The sequence below is a fragment of the Catalinimonas alkaloidigena genome, assembly GCF_900100765.1.
Lineage (GTDB): Bacteria > Bacteroidota > Bacteroidia > Cytophagales > Flexibacteraceae > Mooreia > Mooreia alkaloidigena.
On sequence record NZ_FNFO01000010.1, the window covers coordinates 301849 to 326958 of the forward strand.

A 25110-nucleotide genomic window follows, 5' to 3' on the forward strand; every position below is an offset into this window, starting at 1 on the left:
CTTAGGTAGGGAGGCTCTCTCTAACTCTTTCGACACGCCCCGCTTTTTAGCGAACAGCAGCCGTTCGGGATTTCCCCCCTTCTGATTCTTTTCTCCAACCTTATCTGGTCTTATCCTTATGAGTAAACATGTACGCATGGTATTGGCCTTGCTGATGCTGACCGCTCCCCTGTGGGATGTCTGCGCGCAAAGCCGACGCATTTCCGGTACGGTGGTTTCCGTTTCCGACGAACTCCCCCTCCCCGGCGTGAACGTGACGGTCAAGGGCACGACCCAGGGCACCATCACGGACGTAGAAGGACGTTATGTGCTCGAAGTACCCGCCGATGCTGAGACGCTGGTGTTCAGCTTTGTGGGCTACGAGTCACAAGACATTCCGATCAACAACCGCACCGTCCTCGATGTCTCGCTGCAGGAAGACATTGCGCAACTGACCGAAGTGGTGGTAACGGCCAACGCCATTGAGCGGGAGCGCCGGGACCTGGGCTACAGCGTGGCGACGGTCGAGGGCGAAAACCTCACGCGAGCGCGTGATCCGAACGTGCTCAGCACCTTAGCAGGTCGCGTGGCGGGTGTGCGGGTGCAAAGCCAGTCGGGTACGCCCGGTGGCTCGGTGCGGGTGCAGATCCGCGGGGCGAAGTCGCTCGGAGCGTCGCCCAGCGAACCGCTGTTTGTGGTTGACGGCATGCCCATCAACAACTCGTCGTACGGCGGCACGCGCAGCGACGTCATCAACGGCGGGAACGACTGGGGCAACCGGGTCGGCGACCTGAACGCCGACGACATTGCATCGGTAAGTGTGCTGAAAGGGTCGGCCGCGGCCGCCCTGTATGGTTCCCGCGCGGCCAACGGCGCGGTGATCATCACCACCAAACGCGGCAGAAAGGGCACCAAAGCCCAGGTATCGGTCAACTCGACGGTGCGTTTCGACAACGTCCTGAAGCTGCCTGATTTGCAGAACGAATACGCCCCCGGTAACTTCGGCCTGTACGACGACAACCTGGCGGCGGGCTGGGGTCCGCGCATTTCCGATGTGCAAAACCAGCGCTTCCTCGACTACAAAGGCGATTCGATTCAGTTGCGCGCCTATCCCGACAACCTGCGTGACTTTTTCCAGACGGGCCGCACACTGCTGAACAACGTGGCGATCAGCGGGGCGAACGACGCCATCAACTACCGGTTCAGCTACACCAACACCGACCAGAAGGGCGTGATCCCCTACTCGGGCCTGAAGCGCAACAACTTCTCGCTGAACGCGGGCGGTAAACTGTCGGACAAGATTTCGACGCAGGCAACGGTGCAGTACATCCGCACGGAGGCGTTCGGGCGGCCGCGTCAGGGCAGCAACGACCCCAACATTCTGATCAGCTCGCTGTACCTGCTGCCGCGCACGTACGACATGCAGGAGCTGCGCGACAACCAGTTCGACGAAAACGGGGAGCCGCTGGGCATCAACACGAACCAGACCTCGAACAACCCTTACTACGTCGCCCAGTACAACCAGGTCTCGAACCGGGTCGAGAACGTGATCGGGCGCGGCGAGGTCAGCTACACGCCCGTTGACTGGATCACCCTTTCGGCGGCGGCCGGGACCAACTTCTTTTACGAAGACCGCCTCAACATCGTCACGAAGGGCACCAAGGGCAACCTGAACGGGCAGTTCACCACGCAGGACATTTTCCGGCGGGAAGTGCAGACCGACCTGATCGCCCGCATCAACCGGCAGCTTTCGAGCGACCTGACGCTGAACGTGATTCTGGGCCACCAGATCAACCAGCGCTCTTTCCGGCGCAACCGCCTCAACGCACAGCAGCTGAGCGTGAAGGGCCTCTACAATTACGCTAACGCGGCCAACGTAGCGTCCGAAAACCGCCAGAGCCTGCAACGGCTCTACGGCGTGTACGGCGACATCAGCCTCGACTACAAAGGCTGGTTAAACCTGAACGTAACGGGCCGGAACGACTGGACATCCACCCTGCCCAAAAGCAACAACTCGTATTTCTACCCGTCGGTGAACACCAGCTTCATCTTTACGGATGCGCTGAAATTACAGAACGCGATTCTGTCGTACGGCAAGCTGCGCGCCAACTGGGCTAACGTGGGGAGCGACACCGATCCCTATCAGTTGCTGTTCACCTACCAGCCGGCGGCCGATCTGTTCACGCAGTTCCTGAGCAACAACACCTTTCCGCACGGGGGGCAACTGGCCTTCCAGGGACCGATCACCATCCCGCCGGGCGATAACCTGAAGCCTCAGAACCAGGTGGAATGGGAAATCGGGACGGAGCTGGGCTTCTTCGACGGGCGCATCACGCTGGAAGCGAACTACTACGACCAGCGGACGGAAGACCAGATCATCGCCGTGTCCATCCCGCAGTCGACCGGCTTCGACAACAAGTTCATCAACGCCGGCACGGTGCAGAACCGCGGCTTCGAGGCATTGCTGGCCGCCAATCCGTTTCGCTCCGAATCGGGCTGGAGCTGGGACTTCCTCGTCAACTTCTCGACCAATCGCCAGACGGTGAAAGATTTGCCACCTGACCTGACGGACTATAACCTGACATCTGGCTTCAGTGGCCTTTCGGTGCGGGCCGCGCCCGGCGAATCGTTCGGCCTGTACGGCAACGACTGGCAACGCGACCCCAACGGCAACATCATCATCAACCCCAACAGCGGCCTGCCCCTGGCGGGCGACGGGCGCGAGCGGCTCGGCAACATTTTTCCCGACTGGATGATGGGCATCAACAACACGCTGACTTACAAGGGCATCAGCCTGGGCTTTCTGGTCGACATCCGGCAGGGCGGTGTGATCTTCAGCCGGACGGTGCAGGGGCTGCGCGGCAGTGGCCTGGCGGCAGAAACGCTGGTCAACCGCGGCGAAACGTTCGTGGTTCCTGGCGTACTGGCGCAACAGGACGCAGGCGGCAATGTATCGTACGTTCCTAACACGGTGCCCGTGCCCAGCATGCAACAATTCTGGGAAGCCTGGACCGATAACTCCATCACGTCGACGGGCATTTTCGATGCGTCTTACATCAAATTGCGGGAGATCCGCCTGGGCTACACCCTGCCCACAGCGTTGCTGAGCCCCACGTTCATCAAGAAAGTGGACATCGGCGTAGAGGCGCGTAACGTCTGGATCATCAAAGATCACGTGCCGCACATTGACCCGGAATTGAATTTCTTCGGCAACAGCCTGAACGGCGAGGGCGTCGAGTTCTACAGCGTGCCGTCCACCCGCTCGATCGGTTTCAACGTGCGTGTTACTCTCTAACCCAACTCCTTGACTTTCATGAAACGATATACCCTAGTTTTTACTTTCCTGGCCCTGATGGGACTGTCCACGGCGTGTCAGGACGATTTTCTGGACGTAAACACCGATCCTAACGAGGCCTCGGAAACCACACCCGATCTGCTGTTCACGTGGGCGGCCAACAACTTCTCGAACAACCGCACGGTCGACTACGGCATTTCCGGTGCGTTCTGGTCGCAGATCTGGTCGGCAGGTGGCTCGCTCACGTTCTCCACGTTTACCAACCCGGAACGCTACATCATCAGCATCTTCACCAACGGCAATACGTGGCGCTCTCATTACCGCGAGGTGCAGAAAAACCTGGTGTTGGCCGAGGACATTGCGCGCAACAGCAACCCGGCGAACCCGAACGCCATTGCACAGTGCATGATTTTCCGGGCCATGACGTATTACCACACCACGCTGATGTGGGGAGACGTGCCTTACTCGCAGGCGGTTGATCTGGACGGGCAGGAACTTCAGACGGACTTTCCGGAATTCGATCCGCAGGAGCAGGTACTGAACGGCGTCATCACGCTACTGGACGAGGCGGTCACCCTGATCGACCAAGGCAGTGAAGTGCCTCCCATCAACGACCTGATTTACGGGGGCGACATGACGCTGTGGCGGGAGTTTGCGCGTTCGCTGAAATTCCGCACGCTGATGACGATGGTCGACAAAGACGCTTCGAAGGCGTCGGCCATTCAGCAGATGTTGCAGGAAGGCGGCATGCTGTCGGAAGATGCGGCGTTTCCGTTCTACAATACTCCTGGCAACCAGAATCCCATTTATCGGGTGATCAACGAGTTTACCAGCGGTCGTAACTTCTGGTACATCGCACCGAAAACGATGGTCGACCTGATGCTGGCCAGCGACGATCCGCGTCTGCCGATCTACTTCCGTCCCGGCGACGATGCCCCGGCCGACGTCTACATCGGGGTCGCGCCCGGCGCGAACGGCACGACCGAAACGGCCGTCATCAACGAAGGCATCATTCCCCCCGATTTTCCCGATGTATTGTTCTCGGTTTCGGAACAGCTCTTTCTGGAGGCCGAGGCCGAGGCGCGTTTCAACAACGACCTGGAAGCGGCCGACGCTACCCTCCGCGAAGCCGTTGCCACCAACATGGCCTACTGGGACGTAGCCGACGCCGATGCCCAGGCTTACGTCGATGCGATGCCGGCCCTGAGCACGGGCGACCTGACCGCCGCCCGGACGACCATCGAGCGGGAATTGTGGCTTAGTCTGCAACTGCGACCGTTCGAGGCCTGGACGCACTGGCGGCGGGGTCTGGAAGTGCCGCAACTCGAACTGCCGGAAGGCACCTCGGCCAACGACATCATCCGTCGCCTCCCCTATCCGCCCGACGAACTCGCGGCCAATCCGAATGCGCCGGACGTGATTCCGGTCGATCAAAAAATGTGGTTCGATCTTTAAGCCTTTCCTGTTATGAAGAATATCGCTTTTCTGTTGTCGGCCGCGCTGTGCCTGGGGCTTATGTCCTGCGAACAGGACTACGACAACGCCCTAGATTTTTCGAATACCCATCCGGCCTACGTCGACTTTCCGTCGGGTAGTACGCTGAACGTTGCGGCGGGTGGCACCGGTACGGCCACGGTCGAATCTCCGGCGACGCCGTATCGTGAGGCGACCGTCAGCTGGGAAATCACCGGTGCCTTTACGGCCTCCGGCTCGCTTACCATTCCGGCGGGGGCGTCGAGTGCGGCGCTCAGCTATGCCGTGCCGGACACAAACAACCTCACGTTCAACGCGGCCGGACAGGCACAGGCGACCCTCACTCTGACGTCGGTATCCGAAGGGTTTGTGCTGGGGCAGGGTGGTCACTTCGAAAACAGCACCCAAGCCAAAAACTCGTTTCTGAGTCGGCCCATTGTGATTACGAAACCCTGAGTTGTTTTATAAAAGCGGTAGGGCCTCCGGGTCGTACCGCTTTTCCTTTTTGACTGGCGGGCAACCCGACCGGCAGCGGCTTGCGTATGCAACTCCATGCGACGTACTCACCCGCTTCTTCGCCTGGCCGGACTCACTACCCTGGTGGGCGGTCTGATGAAACTGTTCGACCATCCGGCCGGCGCGCTCGTGTTTTCCATCGGTTTTGCGGCCGTGCTAGTCCTGCGCGTCTGGCGGGTGTGGCATCGCCCGGGGCGGAAAACCCTCACGCACGTGTTGTTTCTGTTGTCGGTGGTCGGCTCACTTACGGCCCTCTACTTCTGGTACGAAGGCGTGGGCTACGCGCGTCTCTTCCTGGGCCTCAGCGCCCTCTGCACCGGAATCCTCAGCATCAAAATTGACCTGGATCGCTGGATCGGGCGGGAAAACACACGGACGCTGTGGCACACGGCCCGCAAGGTTAGGTGGCTGGAACTGTTGCGACGCCTTTAATTGCCGGCACGGGGTGCGTATTTGTTTTCGACCTCCTGCCAACTGAGGTCGCTCGTTTTCTGCACCAGCACCGCATTGATCGGGGTTAACAGTGCGCTTCCGGCAGGCACCAGAAAGCTGGCGTAACCGGACGTAAATTGCTGGGACGAGAGATTGACCTCGGACGTGAGGTCTTGTTCGAGAAGGTAGTAGCGCGTGGCCGTCCGGTCGTGCAAAAATCCTTCGATCGTTTCCTTTTCCACATCTTGCAACGCGTCCTGAGGATTGGCGTAGGGCGTGTAGTCCACGCGACGCGCCTGTAAAAACTTTTCGCCGGTAGAACCGCCGACGACGCCCAACTTCATGGTTTTCAGTTCCGACAGTTTCACTTCGCCGTTGCCCATCAGGCCGGTCGTGAGCGAAGAGGTGACACTCGCCGTAAAAAGCGAGGTGAGCACCAGCGCCAGAAATACCCAGACAAACGTCACGATCTTGCCGCCCGTCGTCACCGGCGCTTTGTCGCCGTACCCGACGGTCGTCATGGTGATGGCCGACCACCAGATGCCGTCGCCCAGCCCCGAAAACCCTTTCCGGAAGGCCTCTTCGTTCGTGGGTTTCTCCAACAGCCAGATGATGACGCCAATCAGGGCCAGCACGCAAAAGACGGATAAAAACGCTTTCAGAAAATCGGCAGAAAACACAATGGACAGGAGCATGCTCAACTGCGTTTCGGCCCCGCCCGGCACGGCCATGCGCACTTCGTAAAGATGATACGGCTGGGTGAACTGCACGCGGTGCAGCAAATCGGCAGAAGGCGTAAGCGGCGTCAGGCCGACCTGAACTTTCCCTGCGGTCAGGGCTTCGATCAGGTCCGCTTCGCTGTAGGCCTTGAGTTGGTACTCTAATTTTAATTCGTCTGCCACCTGGTCCCACCGGTCCACACTCAGTCCGGAAAAGGTGCCGTCCGGCTCACGAATGACGTACGGTGGCTTTTCGGCTACGCCGACTTGCAGAGGCGTAGTAACTGGCCGGTTCGTGGAATCGGGTGCGGAGGCAGGGGCCTGAGCGTACCCCAGGTGCCACGCAAAAAGAAGAACAAAGGCAAGAAGGAAACGATACTGCATGCACAACCAAACCAAAAAGAGGCGCCGGTTCTGACCAGCGCCTCTTTAGAACAAACGTACTTAGGTGTTGACAATCTCCCCACCGTTGGGGTGGATCACCTGCCCGGTGATGTACGAGGCGTCGTCGCACGCCAGAAATACATAGGCCGGGGCCACCTCGCTGGGCTGGCCGGGGCGCTTCATCGGCACGTTTTCGCCAAACTTGTCGACCTTCTCTTCCGGAAACGTCGACGGAATCAGCGGGGTCCAGATCGGCCCGGGGGCTACGGCGTTCACCCGAATGTTTTTCTCGGCCAGTTTGCTCGACAGCGAACGGGTAAACGCGACAATGGCGCCTTTGGTCGAAGAGTAGTCGAGCAGACCCGGGCTGCCCCGGTAGGCCGTCACCGACGTGGTGTTGACGATGCTGTCGCCTTCGCGCAGGTGTTCCAGCGCGGCGCGGGTCACGCGGAAATAAGCAAAAATGTTGGTTTCGAACGTCTTCTCCAGTTGCTCGTCCGTAATGTCTTCCAGCGACTCCTGCGGATACTGCACGGCCGCGTTGTTCACCAGCACGTTCAGCTTGCCGTAGTGCTCCAGCGTCTGTTTTACCACCGCCTGACAGAAGTCGGACTCGCGCAGATCGCCGGAAATGATCAGGCACTCGCGCCCTTCGGCTGCCACCTGCTTTTTGGTTTCCTGTGCATCTTCTTCTTCGCGCGGATGGTAGACAATGGCCACGTCGGCCCCTTCGCGGGCGAAATGCACCGCCACCGAGCGGCCAATGCCGCTGTCGCCCCCGGTGATCAACGCTACTTTTCCTTTCAGTTTGTCGGCTCCTTTGTAGCCCTGGCGGATCACTTCCGGCTCCGGATGCATTTTGTGCTGCAGGCCCGGCTGCTTTTCCTGCTGCTGCACGGGAATATCTTTAGCCATGTGTTTAAGGGTTTAAATAAAAAAATAAAGGAATCACCCTTGCGCGCGATTCCTCTTTTCGGGACTAGCCCCGGATTAGTCTTCCAGTTTCGCCTTGGACTTTACGTCGTGATAGGCTTCCGAAATGGCGTTGTACTGGCTGCGCAACAGGGTAGAAATTTCTGCCGGCAGGTTGGCCTCTTTGAGGGCACTTTCGTACGCCTCGACGGCCGCCTTATCGCCGCGCACGCATTCGTTCAGAATGGCTTCGCTGTCGCCGGCGGCCACCACGGATTTCAGGTTCATCCAACCGCGGTGCAACGCTGCTGCGGCATCGGTCACCAGGTTATGCTTGTCTTCGCCGCCCATGGAAGCCAGTTGGCTCCGGAGCGATCCGGCAAATTCGGCGCGTTGCTGCGCATACCGCTGAAACAACGACTGGTATTCCATGTGGTCGACGTTGCGGGCGGCCAGCTCGTAGCCTTCTTTGCCTTCTTCGTTTACTTCAATCAGGTTATTTATGGTCTTGACGACTTCTTCTCTTAGGGTAGTAGCCATAGTGAGATTTGGGTATAGGTGTAAAAAATGAATACACCCTATTGTACGCACAAGCCACCGGTCGGTTGTGACCCGCCCCTAAAATTGCTCGCTTTTTTGCCTGTTACTTTCAGGCCGTTTTTTTATAGCCCTTTGATGTCGAGGCGCGCCCGGCCCCGGGCCACGACGAGGGCCTTGATGCCTTCGCGGGTGATGAAGATTTTGCCGGGTTGAAACTGACTCAGCTCGCCGTTGATGCGCATGTTGGGGTACGGCTCATGATCGTCGAGCAACTGTTGCAACTGCTGTCGGGTGGTGTCGATCTGCGCGCCGATCGGAAACTGAAACGCCTCCTGCAACTCGCGCAGAAACTGGCCCCGGCCCAGCCACGCCGCCGCTTTGGCCAACTGGTTGCGGGTGTCGAGGCTAAAATCCAGGTCGTCGATGATGATCGACTCGGTCGTGGGGTCATAGCGCGGTTTTCCTTGCAGGTAGACTTTGCCTTCCACATCGCCCGCCAGTTGCAGCGCGCCCACCAGATTCTCGCCGCTGCCGTACAAGTTCAGGTGCGTGATGCGTACCGCGCGGCTGCCGCTCGTGAAGGTCTGCTGCTCCACTTCCTGCCGCAGCAATTCTTCGGCTTTTGCGTACGAAATCTGCCCCAGTAATCCGATCTCAAAATCGGTCGGCACACTGTCGGTGGTTTGCAACGCGGGCAACGGTTCATTGGTGGATTCGGGTTTCTTTCCGGTAAACGTCTCGGCATAGCCCCGAAACCCAATTTGCCCCTGCACGACCTGCTCGTTCACGTGCAGCGGCGACACCAAGGCCTGGGTCGGGTGGATGCGCAGCCACGTATCGAACGCCTCGGACAGCAGCACCGGCTTTTGCACCGCGGCCCACGCCTGTTCGGCCTGTGGGCGAAGATTGACCTGTTGCCCCACCTGTTGATCGATCTGCTTCGCGATGTCGCGCTGTTGGCGTTTCAGGACGCCTTCCACAAACGGTGCCACCTCGATCCGAATGCCCCCCAGGTCCAGTACCGGTTTCTTCACCCAGTCGAAGCCCTGCGCGGTAGTTTGCGTTCGTAACTGCCACTGCTCGTCGATCTGCACGCGCACGTCGTACTTCACGTTCAGGTCAAATTCCGTCTCTTCGTATTTCGACAGATCCAGGCCAAACCGCTTGAGACTCACCCCGCCCTTAGCCCAGACGTGCAGCGGGATGGTCACCCGAAATGCCTCTTCCGTGGCGGCATCCGACGTCGCGACGCGGATCGGGTTACGCCGCGAGACGCGCAGCATCAGGTTATCGTCGTCGAGGTCGTCGTCCACGTACACGTCGCCCTGAATCTGGTCGTTCAGCTTGCGTTGCAACTCAGGAATCGGGATTTCGACCGGCGCACTCAACACCGACAGCGGCGGCTGGTAGTCGAGGTCGAGGTAAAATTCCTCGGGTCGTTCGGGCGAAAGGGTTTTGCACGATGCCAACAGCGCCAGCATCAGCCACAGGAGAGAAAAGGGAAATGATTGCTTCACAGAAAGTTCAAAATCAAGCGGTCACTGCCTGCGTACAAGACGGGACCGGCGGGGTCGGGGTTACTGTTTCGTTTTTTTCACCGCAAATTTCCGGCCTAACCTGGACCTTTGCCGCCAGACCTGCGTATTTTTTGACCAACGTTTGAACCCTATGAACTATTATTTCATCACCGGCACCAGCAGCGGCCTGGGCAAAGCGCTGGCCGAAGCCCTTCTGGAAGATGCCAACAACACCGTCATCGGCGTCTCGCGGCGGCAGACCATCGACCACGACCGCTACGCGCACGTCACGCTCGACCTCGGCAACCTTAGTGAGGTGCAGGCCGAACTGCCAGGGCTGTTTTTCCGGGTGAAGGACGCCGAACGCCTCGTGCTGATCAACAACGCCGGTACGCTGGGGCAGGTCGGCTACGTCGGCTCGCTCGACAATGCCGCGCTGATGCAGGCTTTTCACGTCAACATCACCTCCGTTGCCCTCCTGACCAACGAGTTCATCCGGCGCTACGGTCATGTGGATGCGCCCAAAACCGTCATCAACATCAGCTCCGGCGCAGGCCAAAAGCCGACCGACGGCTGGTCGGCCTACTGCGCCACCAAAGCGGCCCTCGACATGTTTTCGCGGGTGATCGACGAGGAAGTGCAGCGCAGCCGGATGAACCTGCGGATCTTTTCCGTCGCGCCGGGCATCGTCGATACAGAGATGCAATCCGAACTCCGCGACACCGCGCCGGAAGGCTTCAGCCGCCACGCCCAGTTCGTCGCCTACAAATCGGAGGGGCAACTCGTCTCACCCGAAGCCGTCGCTCAGAAGTACCTCTACCTCCTGGCACACGAAGATCAATTTGAGGACGTGGTGCTATCGGTACGGAATTTTTAGAGGGGAAGGGGTTGGACCACGAAGTCACGGAGTGCACGCATAAACGCCGAATGCGAGACATGGATTATTGCAACGACCGCAAGCTTGTCGCCGCGCCACGCAGGCTTGTGAAAAAAATGCTAGAAGCGGTCCGCTGCGCTAAATTTACGACGGTTTTAATATCATCAGCCTATTTATGTCATTACTGAAACGTTTCTTCGACAATAAAAGCTCTGGAAAATCAAACAATCTAAGAAAGATTGAGAAACGATTAAACTGCAAATTCCCAAAGCATTTTCATGAATTACTGCAAGATATTAACACCCATGAAATCATTTTGGAACTTGCTGATGAGAATTATAGAATTCTATACTCTATCTTCCAAAAAAGTACAGACTCCTACGAAAATGTAGTTGAGCTCTCAGAAGACATAAGTTCTCGGCGAGAGCTGAATAACGGCAGCATCAAACTGCCCTTTGCCAGAAACCTAAGCGGAGATCAATTTAAATTCCTTTTTTTTGAAGGAAAGGCAGGCGAAGAGTGCGAAGCGCGAGTCTTCTTTTCAGACATCGATTCACGCATAGGGCAACTAGAGATAACCCATGTAGTTGATCTTTTCGAAGGCAAACCAGAGCATAATGCGCTCGGCAAAGTGACGATTAATTGTAAACCTCAATCTATTCAATCGTTGGTCCAAAACTTCGATTTACCCAACCCAATTAGTTACTGGAAGGATAGTTTTGGACTCTACGCTGGGGAAAGTCAGAAAAAAAATTCCCCCAAACTTACCATTGAATCGTACGCCACTAATTACAAGTTCAAAGCTCCTCAGCAAAATATTGCAAAGTTTGAGATTCAAGCCTCTATGGGTGTTAAAGAAGCTATGTTTTATACCAGTGCTGCATACCAGATAGACAATTCCCAATTGCAAGTCTCACTTTTATATCCTCAAGAATATAGGATATTTTATTTTAAACTTCTCTGTATTGTTGATACACTACTCAGATCCATGCAAGCCATCACAAATCAAAGTCTCATGACAGAAGAAGATTTTATTGGCTTGATCAACCTTGATTACCTTATCCAGGTTGCCAATCAGTCATTTAGAGGAGTAAATTACTGGGAAGAATAGATGCCGACAACTTACGCAGATGATTTGATGTAAATCAATCATTCGGCAAGTATTCTCACGCTCAAACCCACGCTTGGCGAATGGCGCAAGCTTGTAGCCGAGCATGATTTCTCAAAACTTACAATCATCCTGTGCAACAACGCTCAGGTTTTACCCTTTCTGAAGTTGAGTCAACCTCTCCGAAGAGACAGATTTAATGGTCCGGCTTCCCGGTTCGTTACTACAGAACGCTAAACTTACGGAAGTTTTCATACCTACATCTACCAGTAGGCACAATCTGGATTCATTCTTCGACCGATTTGTGTCTCTTTTTCGTCATCCCATTGCATGCCGAATTCTCCGTTTTCATCGTAGGCAAAAAAATAAGCGTTCTCCTCAAAACAGGCCAGCACGGTCTTGAGCATAGCGGCCAGATTTCTGTACATGAGTGCAGACTCAAAAGGGTATTCATCGGTTTGTACTTTTCCCCACTCTATCCCGTTAAAAAAATAAATCTTCCCGGTATCCGCCGAATCTGGTTCGCAATCGACCACCAGCTGCCACCCAGCTCCATCGTCGGTGATTGGAAACAAAAAGGGTGTCCACAGGCTGTGCTCATAGTTCTGTTGGCCGTAGTGACTTTTTGACTTATAATAACGAAGTGATAGTTCAATCGAATGGAAAAGTTGCCCAGCATAAAAAAAGTCGGGCGCCATTTCTTCGTCTATCTCCAACACTTCACGAAGATCGCTCGACCCATTGTGCCACTGATACAGCGCCTTCAGTTCGTTTGGTAGTTCAAAAGGCAAGGCAGCAGTTTTGCGTTGAATCGTTTCGTCAGACAGTCCAGGATGTAGACACGGCACTACGCCCGGATTTTTGAGCCGCAGCATTGCCTCGAATTCTTGTAGAAGCCTTTCTACTTCTGAAGCGCTTCCATTCTTCATTTTAACTGCCGGTCGGCGAAGTCGAGGAAGTGCTGCCAGTCGTACGGGAGGACGTCGTGTTGCCCCGCGCGGATGTGGTAGCCCAACGTGCCCATGACGGGCTGGTGCAGCGCCGGAAACTTCTTGGCAGGCAGGCCCTTTTTGCCGAGTAATTCGTAGACGGGACTGGCGGCCTGCGTCGCGAGAAACTCACCGCGGGGGTCGGAGCCCTGGTCGCCTTCGGCACTGGCGATGTAGACGGGACGGGGTGCGATGAGGGCGATGATTTCGTGCTGATCGAAAGGCAACGCCGCTTCGCGGTGGGAGTACTTTTTGAAATTCTGGTTGAACCAGTGTGGGAATACACGGTTGAGGCGGTCCACATCTTCGCCGTAGATCCGCTTGGACAGGGCCGCACCGCCTGCTCCCGATTCGTTGCTGATCACCATCGCGAACCGCTCGTCGTTCGCGCCCGCCCAGAGGGCCGCTTTGCCCGTGCGCGAAAAGCCAAAGGCCATGACCTTTTGTGCATCGACGTTCTCGTCTGTTTCCAGGTAATCCAGCGCGCGGCTCAGTCCCCACGCCCAGGCTGCCATTGTGCTGAAGTTGTCGCCCCGGTTTTGTAAGTCGGGATAGAGGGCCTGCACGCCATTCTTGAAACCATCGTCGTAATCGGGATCGATGTCGCCGCAGTAGATCGTCGCCACCCCATAGCCCCGCTCCACAATCATCTCCACCGGCCACCGACTCGCCGTAGCCCCACGCGCGGCTTCCGTCATGCGGTTATCAACTACGCCCTTATGTCCCTTGTACTGCCAGCTCTCGGTCAGGCGGATAGCCGGATCGGATTGGATGGCAGCGTTTCCCTGAAAGTTGAGGCCCAGAAAAACGGGCACGGGTTCGTTCGCATCCGCGGGCACGTACAGCAGCAGGTCCATCCCCGGCCCGGCCGGATCGTCTGTAAACGAAACTCGCACCTGCCTGCGCCGGGCCTTCCCTCCCAACGCGGTATCACTTTCCTCAAACACCGTGAACCGCATTCCGTCGGGTCGGCCGGGCATCCGTCCGTACATTTCCCGCTCGGCTAGTTCCAGGATTTCGGCGCGCCGCTGTTGCCACGCCTCGAGGGTTGTCACTTTTTTCCCGTTCTCAAAGCGCAACGGATCGGGCAGGGTGTAAGGAGGCACCTTTGCTTCGTCGTAGTTGCCCTCCTGCGCCAGCGTAGCGTAAGAGGAAAGTAGAATGAGTAACAGAAATGGGAAGCGAAAAGAAGACATATGATTCAAATTCGACTCTACCGCAAGCTTGTAGCCGGGCCTAGTTGGCCACGCCACGTAGGCTTGTGGGAAAAATGTTGTAAGCGTCCCGCTTGCGCACGTCGGGCCGCGTAGGCTGAAAACGTGCTAATTTCTCCACACAAACGGTCCGCCGTGGCGGTTACGCTTTGCTTCTCTCCGCCGGGCGGCGTTCCGCTAAACTTGCGGCAGATCAGAGTTTATCGTTCTAAAAATCCTATAAAATCACTTGTAAAGTCCGTACAATCCGAACAATACAAAACGGCTTCTTTTTCTCCTAAACACACAATGCCGGTTTCAATACAGAACTGCTCCATCTTCTTGCTTACGATGTCTTTTAGACGGGCATCAATCGCCTCTCGCGCTCTTTTTAGTTCAACTTGGGCGTAGTCCTGCAAATTTTGAATTCGCTTTTCTATTTTTCTAAAGTCATCGTTAAGAAGTGCTATTTCCGTCGAATCCATCTTGCGATGTATGTTTACTATGCGCTCCACTTCATGTTGTGTGGAGTCAAAATAGTGAACTATTAATGGCTTGATTGAATCTTCTAATATTTTACTTCGCAACTCAAGCTTCTTTTGTCCTGCCTCGTATTCAGGAAGTGTCCGCACCACTTTATCGTAATCGATGTAGCCTTGCCCGGTCTGTCCATACGTCGACATACCAAGCAACCATGCGATGATGAGATAGAGTACCGGCTTCAAGCTATTTTTCAAAAAAGAATTAGCTTCTAAAACACAACGAGTAGCTTCACGCAAACCGCCCCAATCCTTCTACATACGCCTTGCTGCCGTCGGTGACCCACGCGTCGAGTTGGGCGGGATCTTTCAGTTGCTGTCCGCGGAGGCGGGGGACGGCGATGTAACCGCATTGGACGTCGGGTAAGGCCGACATGTCGGGCCAGAGTTTTTCGATCTGCGCTACGGGGTAAATGTCTTCCTGTCCGTGGCCCCAGCGGTACTTCACCTCTTTGATCGTCACGTAGGTCGGGATGCGTTGCGCCACGCTGCGGACCGCTTTTGCGAGGCGGGCTTCGTCGGCAGTTTGCAATTCGGCACGCGTCAGGCCGAAGAGTTCGAGCAGCGCGTCGACCTGAATCCACGTCGTGTTTGAGCTGTAGTAACTCAGGTTCAGTTCGTCTTCCTCACGGGGTTGGGCCAGCCCTTCCAGCAGCCGCAGTTTCCCGTTGACGCGCGCCAGGCCGCCGCCCCGGTCTTCGATGCGACGCGGTACCACTTCGAACGTGAGCATGTTGCCGGACGCCAGGTGATAGCCCAGCGCAGCCGGATGGACGTCGGCCCCCAATGTGTCGATGTTGTGCAGCATCAGCGTGGTGACCTGCGGATGCTCCTTCAAGAGTTGCGCCAGCACGCCGTTGCGCAGCAGGTTCGAGACTTCGTACCAGTGGCCCAGGGGCGAGAACCGTTGTGCGGCAATGTTGTCGACGTAGTCCGAGCCTTCGCCTTTCGACTTGGCCCAGCCGATCATGGTCTGACGCACGGCGTCGCGCACCTTCTGCTTGTTTTCGTCGAGCACATCCTGCGGCATCTCTTCCCACATGAACCGGAGGTCGCGCTCCATCGGCACGTAGCGCTGCCCGATCGAACGCCCCGGCGAGAGGTAGACCGGACCGCCGTAGCCGAAGTTGCCGGTCTGCGTGAGGGTTTCCTGCATGGGTCGATGCGTCAGGTAACTGGTGGCGACCAGGTGCGGAATCGTCGCGGCGTAGCGTTCGGCGACGGCGCGGGTTTTGGCCAGGTGAATTTCCAGGAAGCTGCGGTGCTCGCCGTCGATTTCCACGAACGGATTGATGGCTTTGATCACCCCCGCCCCTTTGGTCCAGCGGCTGCCTACCCCGGCGGCCAGGCTCATCACCGCCACTTGCCCGGTGCGCAGGGCGGCTTCGCCCGGTGCGACGTACGCGTCCAGGGCGTCCCAATGCGCCAGCTCCTCCGGCCGCACGTCGTCGATGCGGGTTTCGGCGGGGAGGCGGTTGCGCGACAGCCCGATGCGGCCCTTCTGCAATTCCGTACGGATTTCCTCGTGCTGGATGTAATCGAATCCGTTCTCCTTTTTGATGCGGTCGGCCTTCTCGTTCTCGACGCTGCGGTTCGACTGCGAACTGGGATCGGACACTTTAAAGAGGTTGCTAACAATCGTGCGCAGCAGCGGATAGGCCAGGTTGTTTTCTTCGCAGTGGGTCGTGAAATGGTCGATCTCAGCACGACGCAGGTACGAGATGCTGGCCGGGTCTTTCCGCACCAGTTCCGATACGTGGATGCCGTAGTACTGTTCGGGCATCATGGCAGACGCGCCGGTGTGCAGCGTGGCCCAGGTGCCTTTCGGATTGATGCGCCAGTTGTACACGACCGGCTCCATTGCGAACGGCAGCGACGCCGACAGTTCGTGTTTGGTGGTGCGCAGAATGTCGAGCACCCGCAGTTTGTAGTCTTCGTAGTGGTCGGGATTGACAAACATGCCCATGCCGCCGCCCGACATGCCGCCGAGCATCAGGAAGCCGTAGTAATCGTCGCCGAACGCCTTTTTCGCCTTCTGGATGATCTGTTCAGTGAAGTAGGTCGAGGCCCACGGAATGATCGTCTTGATCGGCCCTTCCCAGTTGCGGGCGGTATTCGCACCCAGTTTCCGGATGTCGCCCTCGCGGATGGCCTCCAGGATGTTGTCGAAAATCTGGTTGGTCTGTTGCCGCCCGGCCCACTCCTTTTCGCCGCGCAGCAGGTACTTCTCCGTCACCATTTCCAGAATCGGCCCGACGTTGGAGGCCATGCCGCCGTGCATGAGCACCAGCGAGTGCATGATCCGCTCCCCGAACTCGGGATGAATGGCGTCGCCTTCCAGCACGCGGTGGCGCGGCAACAACGTGCCCCGGCTGATGCCCCACTCGGGATCGCCCTCCTGCGCCAAAGTGCCCTGAATGGCCTTGACGCCCGGCCACACACCGCCGGAATCCTGCCAGCCGCCACCGGAGCCACCGATCCACTCGCCCAGAATGGCGCGGGAAGCCACCAGCCGACGTTCGTGTTCCTGCAAGCCGCCTTCCAGGTGTTGCGTCTGTCCCGTGGCGCGCATCAAGACGCTGATGATGGAACCCAGCAGGTTGGTCGATACGGCGAAGCGCGACCCTTTCGGAATGTCGTTGACTTTCGTGACCAGTTCGAGGCCCATCCCCGGCGCGACGATCCGTGAGAGGATTTCCGGCAGCGATTGATTAGTGCCCTCGAACGACGGGGGAATCAGGCCGGAGGCGATAACGCCCGCTTTGATCAGGCTCAGGTAGTCGTTTCCGAAGTTGAAGAGGTCGTCCAGGTCGTGTACATCTTTCGTGGCGTTCAGGTCCACGCTCGTCAGGCGAATCACCGGATCGGGGATGACGCGCACGTAGCTGTTCAGCGGCGGGCGGATGTCTTTGTCGCGCCCGAACACGCCCAGGTCGATGGAAATGTTGATGACCCGCGCGCCCTCGGGGTAGTCCATGCCCAGAAAGAAAATGTCGGACCAGCCGCTGTGGCTCAGGTCCATCCGGACGGAGGTCTGTTCCTGCAAGACGGGATAGAACATCGAATCTTCCTGGCGTTGCAACAGCCGCGGGTGAATGCGGATGGGGTGCTCTTCCTGGTGACCGACGCGGAACATCCACTGGTTGCCCCGGCTCGACCGGACACTTTTGCGCACCTGATCGGCCAGGATCTGAAACGACAGGTGGTGATAGCTCTCGGCCAGGAGGCTGAACAGCGCGGCGTTGGGGCCTTTGTAGTCGAGGTCGTGCCAGCCGAGGGCGATGGCCTGTTCGAACCGGCGGCCCAGCAGGTCTTCGAACGCCTCGTAGGGCAGGTGGCCGGTGCTCGGAAATGCATTGGCTTCCATCCGGAAAAACCGGAACCCGGCGTGCAGAAACAGGATGGCCCGCACCTTCTCGTAGAGGTTGGGCGTGGTCTTCCGAAACTGGTCGAGTTCGCGAAGGGCGGTTAGTAACTCCTTCGCCGAAAGCGAGCGGCTGAGTTCGAAAAACGAGCGGTTGCGGACGTGAGGATCGGTCGACGTAATGGTCTCGATGAATGGCTGCATGCTCCTTACGCGTTTGAGTGAGACGTCCGGCCGTTGGCTTCCGCCAGCAGTTCGACCATGGTGGCGAGCGTTTCGGCGTGGGCCTCTCCGGCTAGCCCCAGGGCCAGCTGGGCACGCAACAAGCCTTTCCGACGGCTCAGGTCATACCGGTTGCCCTTCACTTCCAGCGCCAGGTACTTTTCCGAAGCGGCCAGTTCCTGCAACGCGGGGGTCAGCATAATGTCGTTGCCCCCGGCCAGCACCTGTTTTTCGAGCAGTGCAAACACCGTCGGCGTCAGCACGTGCATCCCGAAAAAGCAGAGGTAATAGCCCGCCCGCAGGCCCGGCGTTTGCAGTTCGAGCTCCGCGATACTCAACGAAGGTTTCTCGATGATTTTTTCGATCTGGTACACACCCTTCACCTGCGGCAGTTGCTTGCCCGTTAGTGTACCGTAGCGGGTGATCTGGTGCTCGATCGTCGGATTGACCGCCGAGACCGCACAGGCCTCCTGCATCGCCAGTTCGACCAGTTGCGTTGCGCACCGTCGGCCTTGCAGGTACGACACGTAGAGGTAGTCGCCCAACAGCAGCAGAAAGGGTTCGTCGCCGACAAACGCTTTGGCACAGTAGACGGCGTGGCCGTAGCCCAGCGGCTTCGACTGCTCGGCAAACCGGAGGCTGCTCAGCAGGTGGTCGACCTTTTCGGCTTCCTGCCGCGCCCAGTCGATGCCCTGATAGGATTTGATAAGGTTATCGCGCAACAGCGTGAAGGCACTCAGGTAGCGGTCGCCGTCGCCGGGCGCGCACACGATGCAGATCTCTTCGATCCCGGCGGCAAAGGCCTCTTCGGCGATGATCTGAATGGCGGGCTTGTGCAGGCCGTCGATGTCGATCACCGGCAGCATCGCCTTCTGGATCGTGTCGGCCACCGGGTAGAGGCGTTCGCCACGCGCGGCCGCCGTAATCACTGCTTTTTTGATTTTCATGGGCAAGGAAAGCTCAGGTTCCTTCGTGCAGAAGGTTACACAAAGCTATCCAAAACCCGGAGTTCCGCCAGCCAAAGGTTGTCCCTGACCCACCGCCCCCGCAACAAAACGCCGCCCCGGCCCTTTTCAGGTCAAGACGGCGCACAAACGCAGCAGGAAACACATCCCTTTACTTTTTCTGTATTTCCTGCAGCGCCCGTTCGATCACCGTATCGACGCCCCGCGCCACATCGGCCTGGTCGAGCACCACGTAAACATCGGGCGGCACGCCGTTCTCGTAATTCTGGCCGTCGTGCGCTAGCGTACGGGTGATGGAAAAGCGGTACGTCCAGCCGTTGGGCAACTGACCGCCGTTGGGCAGACCCATGCCGCCGCCTGTGGTATCGCCCACCAGCACGAGGTTGTCGAGCGCTTTGGTCGCCGTTGCAAAGAACGACGTGGCGCTGTAACTGCCCCGGTCGATCAGCACCATCACGGGTTGGGTGTATTGCGTGTCGCCTTTGGGCTTGGACCTGACCGTTTCGGCCTTGCTGAAGGCATCGTGGTCGGGCCCGGATTTAATGGCTGAGGTGTAGAGAATCGCTTCCTGGTCGGTCAGTCGGTTCAACAGGTTGTAGACGTTGTGCACACTGCCGCCCCCGTTTTGCCGCAGGTCCAGAATCAGCCCCTGGGTACGGGCGTAGCGGTTCAGGATGAAATCCAGGTGCTTCGCCTCAATGTCGCCTTCGAACGAAGCATAGCGCACGTAACCCACGTCGCCGTTGGCGATGAAGTCGTGCACAAACGGGCCGGTGATGTAGTAGTCGTCGCCCAGGTAATGTTCGGTGATCACGCGCCCGTCGATGTTTTTAGGGCCGAGTAGCGCCACATCGAAGCGCGAAATGTTGAAATCCGACACCAGATTCACGTGTCCGTCGTGCAGTTCGTTCATCATGCTGCCCAACACCTGAAACAGTGAGTCGTCGGACATGCCTTCGGTGACACGTGGTGCGTAATTGGCGTAGATTTCGTTCCAGTCGACGCGTTTCACATCGAAGAACGCATACTTCTCGTCGATCTCTTTCCAGAGGTACGCAAACGTTTCGTTCGGTTTGCTGGAAACGGGCTCTTCGAAAAACAAAGTCTCGCAAGCGCTCAGCAACGCCACGACGGGCAAGAGCAGCGCAGGAAAGAAGCGGGGTTTCATAGGCGAAGGGGCACAGGGCCGTAGCGGGTTAGTTGAGTCGGAACAGAAGCGAGAAAAGCAGCGTGTGGCGCGCCAGCTCGACCGTGTGGACGGCGTGCTTTCCGGTGGTTACCGTATCCCACACGTACGACGCACTGACGGCATTGGCGTTGTTGGAGAAATAGCGAATCACGCTCAGGCGTGAGCCCATCCGGAAGCCCTGCCAGGTCCGCCACGTCTGACCATCGAAAATGGTCGCGTCTTCCGGCACGGCGTTGGGCAGGTACGGATAGCCCGGACGGAGGCTGGTTTGCAGCACGGGCAGATGCAGCTGGTAGCTCAACAGAAATTTGCGCTCAGGTTTGTCGTACGGAAAAATGAAGAATGTGCCGCGCCGTGCCGGTACGCGGAACCGGTACTCGAGCTTACCCACCGCAAAGGCGGTAAGGAAATTTTCAAAACCCACGGCGGCGTTTAGGAAGCTGGGGTTGATCCGCAGATTCGTCGCGTTGTTGATTTCGCCCCCCACTTTCAGATTCCACGCCCCGGGCCGGTGCGATACGCCCCACAGGTACCGAAACATCAACTCCAGACCCGACTGCGTCGTGGCGTATTGCTGCGTGCCTGCCGTATAGCCATACGTGCCCCGCAGGATGCCGAGCGACCAGGTCCGTTCGCGCCGCTCGTCCATGCGCCAGAGGCCGATCTCAGTCTGCTTCAACGCTCCCTGGTACCGCAACGGTGAGGTGCCCGCATCGCGAAGACTCGCGTGAGCCAGGCCCGCCCCGAGCGTCAGGTAATGAGGTCGGGTTTTCCGGAGTTGTTTCCGGGTGGGCGGCGCCTCTGCGGCAACCGTGTCGATCTCGGAAAAGGTCGCTTGACCAGCAGCACGTCCGCCCTCCAGCAGAGCGCACAAGAAGATCAGAACAAAGACAGCGCGTTTCATGGGGGTAATGGGAACCAAGTTTTAGCAAAGGTAGCGGGCTGACCAACCGCCCATGTTGTACAAATCCGACGGTTGAAAGGCAGGTCCGTGCCCGTGTGATGAGGGCTTTCACCACGCACAAGTAGAAAGAATCCGGTATGTTGTGCCGCCGTTGGCCTGTCGCCCCAAATCCGTATGCAAACCTCCTCTTCTGCTCCCGCCGCCCCGACCCTGTCGCCCACCAAACCTCATTTCCACGCGCTGGATGGTCTGCGGGGCGTGGCCGCACTGGCAGTGGTGGTGTTCCACTTCATGGAGTGGGTAGTTCCCGATTACCGTCAGAACTTCGTCGGACAGGGTTTCTTAGCGGTCGATTTTTTCTTCTGCCTGTCGGGCTTCGTGATGGGCTACGCCTACGACGACCGTCTTCCGCGGATGGGGAAAAAGTCCTTCTTTCTGGCCCGCCTCATCCGGCTCCATCCGCTGGTGGTGCTGGGCTCGGTGCTGGGCCTAGTGGAGTACCTGTTCAATCCCTTCGCCTCGCCCGAACACCTCGACGCGGGTTGGCTGACGTTGCTGTTTCTGGGTTCCCTACTGCTGATCCCGTTGCCGCTGATGGAAGCGCGGTTCTACAACCTCTTTAGCTTCAATGCCCCGGCCTGGTCGCTGTTCTGGGAATACGTGGCGAATGTGGTTTACGCGGTGGTGCTGCACAAACTGCCCCGCCGGGCGTTGCTGGTACTTACCCTGGTGGCCGCGGTGGTACTGACCTGGGTGAGCTACCGGGCGGGCAACCTGATCGGCGGCTGGAGCGGGGGCACCTTCTGGGACGGGGGCGCCCGCCTGGCGTACTCTTTTTCGGCCGGGCTGCTGCTGTATCGTTCCCGCTGGATCATCCCGAATCGGCTGGGATTTCCCGGACTGGCGGTCCTGTTGTCGCTCGCCTTCCTGATGCCCTACGTGTCCTGGAACTGGCTGGCCGAAGCCCTCGTGGTGATTTTCTATTTTCCGTTGCTGGTGTCGTTGGGAGCCGGTACCCGCCTTGCTCCCTCCATGCAACAGGTGTGTATGTGGGCCGGCCACCTCTCATACCCCCTCTACATGACGCATTACGCGGGCATCTGGCTCTTTGCCCAGTACTACACCACCCACCCACCGGATTCCCGATCGCTTACGTTGATGATCCTCGGCGGCATCCTGTTTTTACTCGGGGTGGCGTATGTCGCGATGCATTTCTACGATCTTCCGGTACGGCGGTACCTTGCCGCCCGCTGGAAGCAAAAAAGAGTGTAGCGGAGGCGTAACCTGGGCGAATGCTGTGCGCTTCTCTGCAGCGGCAAAGGTGATAAACCGGGGATGCGCTTCCACTGTAAGGGGGAGATGGACAATGACCCGCACATGATTTTGAGAAAATTTCACGCCCTTTTCCTGATAACTGCTTTGCTGACAGGCCTGTTGACACAGTGCCAGACTGAACGGGAAGCCCGACGCCCCGCGTTCGAAACCGTGAAAGTGGATTTCGACTTCGCGCAGCGGCGGGTGGAGGAAGTAAACGACCCGCATTACCATTCGTGGCCCATCGAAGAAGGGACGGAAGCGCAGAAGACGTTTGGCGAGACGCGCGTGACGCTGCGCGGCAATTTTTCCTCCGGCTGGTACAAAGTGGGCGTACATGCTCCGCACTACGCCCAGTTGGTCAGCGACGGACTGGTCACCGCACAGCCGCTGGAGATGACAATCGCGGGGCTTCCGTCGGGGACGCACTCGCTGCTCACCTTTCACAATACCTTCGACAATCCCGAAACGGGCACGTTCGCACCGATTCAGATCTACGTCAACGGCAAACAAGTCGAAACCGTCACCCCCACCAACCGCGCCACGTCTACCATCGAAAGTGGCATGACGTACTTTACGTTCGACGTGCCGGAAGGCGACTCGGTTCGCATTCGCTTTGTGGCAGATTCCACCGCGGAGGCGACGCGCAGCGAATTGGTACTCAACGGGTTTGAACTGGACGGGGCCAACCGGATGCTGCAGGCCCGCCATCCGCAACCCATCAACGGCGATCAGCACGTGGTGACGGAAAACGACTTTCAACTGCGGTGGGAATCGCCGAAGGGCATTCAGAAACATCACCTGTACGTGGGCACCGACGAAGCGGCGGTCCGAAACGCCGGTCCCGACGCGGAGGAATACCAAGGAGAACTGACGGGCAATGCGCATCCGCTGCGGGACCTGTACAGCCGGAACCTCTACTACTGGCGCGTCGACGAAGTGGACGGGAACGGGGAGGTCACCGAAGGAGAAGTGTGGTCGTTCCGTCCGGCACAGCTCGCCTTTCCGGGGGCCGAGGGCTACGGCCGGTTTGCTCTGGGCGGCCGCGGCGGCAAAGTCGTGGAAGTGACTAATCTGAACGACAGCGGACCGGGCAGTCTGCGCGAGGCGGTCACGAACGACATCGGCCCGCGCACCATCGTGTTCAACGTAGCGGGTACCATTGAACTGAAGTCGCGGCTCGTCGTCAACCAACCCTACATCACCATCGCGGGGCAAACCGCGCCGGGCAAAGGCATCACGATCACCCGTGCCCCCATCGGCCTGACGGGCGACGACGGCGTCATCCGCTTTTTGCGCGTGCGCATCGGGGCGGGCCGCACCTTCGACGGCATGGGCCTGACGGGCGCCAACCACAGCATCATCGACCACTGTTCCATCAGCTGGACCTTAGACGAATCGTTCAGCTCGCGCGGCGCGCACAACATCACCCTGCAACGCACGCTCATCTCCGAAGCACTGAACGTGGCCGGGCACAGCAAGTACGAAGCCGGCAAGATGCACGGCTACGCGGCCACCATCGGCGGCGACGTGGGGAGCTTTCACCACAACCTGCTGGCCCACAACTACGGCCGCAACTGGAGCATCGGCGGCGGCCTGAACGGTGACGGCTACTACACCGGCAAGCTCGACATCCGCAACAACGTGGTCTACAACTGGGGCCACCGCGCGACCGACGGCGGGGCCAACGAGGTGAACTTTGTAAACAACTATTACAAACCCGGCCCCTCGACCGACTTCTTCTACGCGCTGAACGCGCAGCATGAAGGCGTCGGGCTAGGCAAGCAGCAGTACTACTTCGACGGGAACGTGATGACGGGACACTTCGACGAGCAGAACCAGGAAGCCGGCCGGAAGGCGACCACGACCAACCAGGAGGTGGTGGAATACGAAACGTTTGTGGACGCGCCGTTTTTCGAGTCGCACGTCACGACGCAACCCGCATGGCAGGCGTACAAAGACGTGCTTTCTGACATCGGAGCGAATCGGCCGCTGGATCAGCACGACCAGCGCATCATCCAGGAGACGCTCGACAGCACGTATGCGTACAAAGGCAGCAAAAGCGGACTGGCCGGGATGATCGACACGGAACAGGACGTCGGGGGGCTGGAAGAGTACCCCGAAGAAAGCCGCCCCGCCGATTGGGATTCGGACCACGACGGACTGCCCGACTGGTGGGAAACGGCCAAAGGGCTGAACCCGAACTCCGCCCGCGGTGATTTCACAGACACTAACTTGGACGAAGACCGGGACGGCTTCACTCAACTGGACGATTACCTCGACTGGATGGCGCAGCCGCACTACTTCGTCAAAACCGGTGAATCCCTGTCTATTCCGGTTGCCCCTTTATTCCGAGGCTTTACCGAAGGCCCCAGCTATTCTATCACGAAAGGCGAAGCCACGCTCAACAACGGCACCATCACTGTCCCTACCTCGCAAAAAGGCCTGCATTCGGTTGCGGTAACCGTGGAAGATGCTTCGGGCGATGCCATGACACGAACCGTCCAGGTGCTGGTGCAGTGAGGCATGACTTCAACTAAAGAATATTTTTGGGGCAGCGATCAATGGGCGATAGCGATGTAGTTTCATCATAATGCTCATCCGTAGCGACGGAATTAAACGCCCGGCGTCCCGGTCCGTCGCTACGAATAAGCGAAACCTGTCCACTCTCCTCTTAGT

At 58.2% G+C, this 25110-nt stretch carries 19 protein-coding genes; 8 read left to right on the forward strand and 11 right to left on the reverse strand.

From position 1 onward, the window contains the following. Positions 1–118: 118 nt before the first annotated feature. The 4 genes from BLR44_RS22510 (at position 119) to BLR44_RS22525 (ending at position 5695) form a co-directional block, all read left to right on the forward strand. Positions 119–3274, forward strand: a complete 3156-nt coding sequence (locus BLR44_RS22510) for a SusC/RagA family TonB-linked outer membrane protein (protein ID WP_089686369.1) — start codon at positions 119–121, stop codon at positions 3272–3274. 18 nt (positions 3275–3292) lie between these two features. Then, complete coding sequence (locus BLR44_RS22515) at positions 3293–4729, forward strand: SusD/RagB family nutrient-binding outer membrane lipoprotein (RefSeq protein ID WP_089686371.1); 1437 nt, start codon at positions 3293–3295, stop codon at positions 4727–4729. Positions 4730–4741: 12 nt separating this feature from the next. After that, entirely contained in the window at positions 4742–5203 is a 462-nt protein-coding gene (locus BLR44_RS22520; RefSeq protein WP_089686374.1) for a hypothetical protein, read from the forward strand. 96 nt (positions 5204–5299) lie between these two features. Further along, the gene (locus BLR44_RS22525; RefSeq protein ID WP_089686376.1) at positions 5300–5695 is read left to right on the forward strand and encodes a hypothetical protein; all 396 of its coding nucleotides are present in this window, start codon (positions 5300–5302) and stop codon (positions 5693–5695) included. Here BLR44_RS22525 and BLR44_RS22530 read toward each other — a convergent pair. The 4 genes from BLR44_RS22530 to BLR44_RS22545 form a co-directional block, all read right to left on the reverse strand. Then, positions 5692–6798, reverse strand: a complete 1107-nt coding sequence (locus BLR44_RS22530; protein ID WP_089686378.1) for a transporter substrate-binding domain-containing protein — start codon at positions 6796–6798, stop codon at positions 5692–5694. The genes BLR44_RS22525 and BLR44_RS22530 overlap by 4 nt on opposite strands. Before the next feature lie 60 nt (positions 6799–6858). Next, the gene (locus BLR44_RS22535) at positions 6859–7713 is read right to left on the reverse strand and encodes an SDR family oxidoreductase (protein WP_089686380.1); all 855 of its coding nucleotides are present in this window, start codon (positions 7711–7713) and stop codon (positions 6859–6861) included. A gap of 75 nt (positions 7714–7788) precedes the next feature. Then, positions 7789–8250: a ferritin-like domain-containing protein gene (locus tag BLR44_RS22540; protein WP_089686382.1), complete on the reverse strand. Its 462-nt coding sequence runs from the start codon at positions 8248–8250 to the stop codon at positions 7789–7791. Between the two features lie 122 nt (positions 8251–8372). Then, positions 8373–9767, reverse strand: coding sequence for a DUF4403 family protein (locus BLR44_RS22545; RefSeq protein WP_143017425.1), 1395 nt, complete (start codon positions 9765–9767; stop codon positions 8373–8375). 151 nt (positions 9768–9918) lie between these two features. Here BLR44_RS22545 and BLR44_RS22550 point away from each other — a divergent pair, with 151 nt between their 5' ends. Together BLR44_RS22550 and BLR44_RS22555 are read left to right on the forward strand one after the other, a co-directional pair. After that, positions 9919–10644 carry an SDR family NAD(P)-dependent oxidoreductase gene (locus BLR44_RS22550; protein ID WP_089686386.1) on the forward strand — a complete coding sequence of 242 codons (726 nt, stop codon included), beginning with the start codon at positions 9919–9921 and terminating at the stop codon, positions 10642–10644. Positions 10645–10819: 175 nt separating this feature from the next. Continuing rightward, positions 10820–11755 carry an SMI1/KNR4 family protein gene (locus BLR44_RS22555; RefSeq protein ID WP_089686388.1) on the forward strand — a complete coding sequence of 312 codons (936 nt, stop codon included), beginning with the start codon at positions 10820–10822 and terminating at the stop codon, positions 11753–11755. Positions 11756–12015: 260 nt separating this feature from the next. Here the strand turns inward: BLR44_RS22555 and BLR44_RS22560 are convergent, their stop codons facing one another. From BLR44_RS22560 to BLR44_RS22590, 7 genes are all read right to left on the reverse strand, one after another. Next, on the reverse strand, positions 12016–12681 hold the full coding sequence (locus BLR44_RS22560) for an SMI1/KNR4 family protein (protein WP_089686391.1): 666 nt from the start codon (positions 12679–12681) through the stop codon (positions 12016–12018). Beyond that, positions 12678–13937 (reverse strand): glucuronyl esterase domain-containing protein, encoded by a 1260-nt coding sequence (locus BLR44_RS22565; RefSeq protein ID WP_089686392.1) that lies wholly within the window; start codon positions 13935–13937, stop codon positions 12678–12680. The genes BLR44_RS22560 and BLR44_RS22565 overlap by 4 nt, the downstream gene beginning before the upstream one ends. Before the next feature lie 218 nt (positions 13938–14155). Then, positions 14156–14713: an OmpH family outer membrane protein gene (locus BLR44_RS22570; protein WP_143017426.1), complete on the reverse strand. Its 558-nt coding sequence runs from the start codon at positions 14711–14713 to the stop codon at positions 14156–14158. Next, positions 14706–18041, reverse strand: coding sequence for a UTP--glucose-1-phosphate uridylyltransferase (locus tag BLR44_RS22575; protein ID WP_089686397.1), 3336 nt, complete (start codon positions 18039–18041; stop codon positions 14706–14708). Before BLR44_RS22575 ends, BLR44_RS22570 begins: the two co-directional genes overlap by 8 nt. Positions 18042–18046: 5 nt before the next feature. After that, positions 18047–19006, reverse strand: coding sequence for a UTP--glucose-1-phosphate uridylyltransferase (locus BLR44_RS22580; protein ID WP_089686399.1), 960 nt, complete (start codon positions 19004–19006; stop codon positions 18047–18049). Positions 19007–19175: 169 nt separating this feature from the next. Further along, on the reverse strand, positions 19176–20192 hold the full coding sequence (locus BLR44_RS22585) for a S41 family peptidase (RefSeq protein WP_089686401.1): 1017 nt from the start codon (positions 20190–20192) through the stop codon (positions 19176–19178). Positions 20193–20220: 28 nt separating this feature from the next. Further along, positions 20221–21117, reverse strand: coding sequence for a hypothetical protein (locus BLR44_RS22590; RefSeq protein WP_089686403.1), 897 nt, complete (start codon positions 21115–21117; stop codon positions 20221–20223). A 174-nt stretch (positions 21118–21291) separates the two neighbouring features. Here BLR44_RS22590 and BLR44_RS22595 point away from each other — a divergent pair, with 174 nt between their 5' ends. After that, positions 21292–22389, forward strand: coding sequence for an acyltransferase family protein (locus BLR44_RS22595; protein WP_089686407.1), 1098 nt, complete (start codon positions 21292–21294; stop codon positions 22387–22389). A 105-nt stretch (positions 22390–22494) separates the two neighbouring features. Continuing rightward, entirely contained in the window at positions 22495–24954 is a 2460-nt protein-coding gene (locus tag BLR44_RS22600; protein ID WP_410493116.1) for a pectate lyase family protein, read from the forward strand. Positions 24955–25110: the final 156 nt, after the last annotated feature.

Bases quoted from the DNA above. Each gene is read 5' to 3' on its own strand.
- BLR44_RS22510 (WP_089686369.1), top strand. From the start codon at position 119: ATGAGTAAACATGTACGCATGGTATTGGCCTTGCTGATGCTGACCGCT.
- BLR44_RS22515 (WP_089686371.1), top strand. From the start codon at position 3,293: ATGAAACGATATACCCTAGTTTTTACTTTCCTGGCCCTGATGGGACTG.
- BLR44_RS22520 (WP_089686374.1), top strand. From the start codon at position 4,742: ATGAAGAATATCGCTTTTCTGTTGTCGGCCGCGCTGTGCCTGGGGCTT.
- BLR44_RS22525 (WP_089686376.1), top strand. From the start codon at position 5,300: ATGCGACGTACTCACCCGCTTCTTCGCCTGGCCGGACTCACTACCCTG.
- BLR44_RS22530 (WP_089686378.1), bottom strand. From the start codon at position 6,798: ATGCAGTATCGTTTCCTTCTTGCCTTTGTTCTTCTTTTTGCGTGGCAC.
- BLR44_RS22535 (WP_089686380.1), bottom strand. From the start codon at position 7,713: ATGGCTAAAGATATTCCCGTGCAGCAGCAGGAAAAGCAGCCGGGCCTG.
- BLR44_RS22540 (WP_089686382.1), bottom strand. From the start codon at position 8,250: ATGGCTACTACCCTAAGAGAAGAAGTCGTCAAGACCATAAATAACCTG.
- BLR44_RS22550 (WP_089686386.1), top strand. From the start codon at position 9,919: ATGAACTATTATTTCATCACCGGCACCAGCAGCGGCCTGGGCAAAGCG.
- BLR44_RS22555 (WP_089686388.1), top strand. From the start codon at position 10,820: ATGTCATTACTGAAACGTTTCTTCGACAATAAAAGCTCTGGAAAATCA.
- BLR44_RS22560 (WP_089686391.1), bottom strand. From the start codon at position 12,681: ATGAAGAATGGAAGCGCTTCAGAAGTAGAAAGGCTTCTACAAGAATTC.
- BLR44_RS22565 (WP_089686392.1), bottom strand. From the start codon at position 13,937: ATGTCTTCTTTTCGCTTCCCATTTCTGTTACTCATTCTACTTTCCTCT.
- BLR44_RS22575 (WP_089686397.1), bottom strand. From the start codon at position 18,041: ATGCAGCCATTCATCGAGACCATTACGTCGACCGATCCTCACGTCCGC.
- BLR44_RS22580 (WP_089686399.1), bottom strand. From the start codon at position 19,006: ATGAAAATCAAAAAAGCAGTGATTACGGCGGCCGCGCGTGGCGAACGC.
- BLR44_RS22585 (WP_089686401.1), bottom strand. From the start codon at position 20,192: ATGAAACCCCGCTTCTTTCCTGCGCTGCTCTTGCCCGTCGTGGCGTTG.
- BLR44_RS22590 (WP_089686403.1), bottom strand. From the start codon at position 21,117: ATGAAACGCGCTGTCTTTGTTCTGATCTTCTTGTGCGCTCTGCTGGAG.
- BLR44_RS22595 (WP_089686407.1), top strand. From the start codon at position 21,292: ATGCAAACCTCCTCTTCTGCTCCCGCCGCCCCGACCCTGTCGCCCACC.
- BLR44_RS22600 (WP_410493116.1), top strand. From the start codon at position 22,495: ATGATTTTGAGAAAATTTCACGCCCTTTTCCTGATAACTGCTTTGCTG.